Origin of the sequence: Flavobacterium sp. (assembly GCF_049590715.1) — a bacterium.
In the GTDB taxonomy this organism is placed as follows: domain Bacteria; phylum Bacteroidota; class Bacteroidia; order Flavobacteriales; family Flavobacteriaceae; genus Flavobacterium.
In genome coordinates this window covers 1-1,844 of the sequence record NZ_JBAWDL010000069.1, presented here as the reverse complement: position 1 = coordinate 1,844, position 1,844 = coordinate 1, and the positions used below count along the sequence as shown (strand labels likewise).

2 protein-coding genes are annotated in these 1,844 nt (G+C 38.0%); both read right to left on the bottom strand.

The window, feature by feature from the left end:
- The coding region (locus WBQ70_RS03595; protein ID WP_423910678.1) for a CaiB/BaiF CoA transferase family protein at window positions 1–789 on the bottom strand (789 nt) is incomplete at its 3' end.
- Window positions 790–807: 18 nt separating this feature from the next.
- A partial coding sequence (locus WBQ70_RS03590; RefSeq protein WP_423910675.1) for a CaiB/BaiF CoA transferase family protein occupies window positions 808–1,844 on the bottom strand: 1,037 nt, incomplete at its 5' end.

The window sequence follows — 1,844 nt, the reverse complement described above, 5'->3', positions numbered from 1 at the left end:
TAATTCCCCTATAAAAGGAATCGCTCCCATGGCTAGCGACATATATCCTGATTGTGTTTGGTAAATTCCATAAGGAGCACCCAAATAGGCATGAGCACTATTACTCTCTGGACGAATTGTAGGTTGGCCTCCATCATGATAAAAAGTAGTAATGGATTCAAATTGAAAATCAATAATCGTTTCTAACATGCTAATAGATACTTTAGATCCTAAACCTGTTTTAGCTCTTTTGATTAAAGCAGCCAAAATTCCTTGTGCCAAATGGGCTCCAGCTAAAATATCGACTATTGATATCCCAACAGGAATCGGACCATCTGAATTTTTACCGTTCAACCAAGTCAATCCTGACAAGGATTGTACTAATAAATCTTGTCCTGGTTTTCCTTTCCAAGGACCTTCGGCAGTGTATCCTGAGATGTCACCGTAAACGATTGACGGATTTATTTTTTTAATAGTTTCATAGTCAAAACCCAATCTTTCTATTACTCCAGGTCTAAAATTATGTACAAAAACATCTGCTTTTGCGATTAATTTTAGTACTTGTTGCTTGTCTGATTCGATTTTTAAGTCGGCTTGAAAACTTTCTTTATTTCTGTTAATAGCTCTAAAAGTGGATGATTCCCCGTTTAGAATTACATTCGAAACATATAAATGACGGCAAATATCACCGGTTTCTGGTCGTTCTACTTTGATGACGCGCGCCCCTAAATCAGCCAAACGCAAAGTAGCGGATGGAGCCGATAAAAACTGACTCATATCAACGATTAAAATATCTTGTAATGGTTTCATTTTCTTTAGTTTTGCGGGTTACAAATTAAATTCGGCTCTAATAGATTCCGTATGTTGTCCTACGCGAGGTGCTGGTTTATTTGCAAAAATGCGGGCATCATCCACACGAATTGGGCAACGTAACGTATGGACTTCTTCGCCTGAAAGTAATTCTAGCTTTTGATCCATTTGCAACACTTTATATCCTTCGTGATTCAATAACCTTTTGTAATCAAACACGTCCGAACACCAGATACCTTCTGGTTCTAAAATTGCCAACCACTCTGCTGTCGTTTTTTCGATCAAAAAGGCTCTCAAAATAGCCATGATTTCATCACGTTGCGTAAACCAAGAATTGGAATCAGTATAAGTCATTAACTCTTTGCAATCCAAAATTTCTCCCAAACGAGTCAACGATCCCATCGCTAGTGCTAAATGACCATCTTTGGTTTGGTATTCTCCATACGGCGCTGACAAATACGCATGAGCAGCCCCTTTTTCAGCACGAACTGGTTTTTGGTTTCCATCATTCAAATAAGTGGTAATCACTTCAAACTGTAGATCTAAAGTTGATTCTAATAAACTTACTTCAACCCATGCTCCTTGATTGGTTTTGAAACGTTTTAGAATGCTCGCCAATATCCCGTGAGCCAAATGTGTTCCTGTAATTAAATCCGAAATCGCTGCGCCTACAGGTACAGGATCATCATTTTTATTTCCGGTTAAATTCACAAATCCTGACATCGATTGGACTAACAAATCTTGTCCCGGTTTTTTAACCCATGGTCCAGTCGTTCCATAACCTGTAACGGTACCATAGATCATTTTTGGATTGATGCCTTTTACTTTTTCATAATCAAGACCTATTTTTTCCATCACACCAGGACGGAAATTATGAGTCATGACATCCGCACGAGCAATCAATTTTTTAACACATTCCAAATCTTCCGGATTTTTTAAATCGGCAGCATAGGATTCTTTGTTTCTATTTACGGTATGAAAAACCAAACTACTACCATCTAAAAATAAATTTTTAAGTGCAATTTGTCTTCCTGCCTCCCCGTGAATGGGTCTTT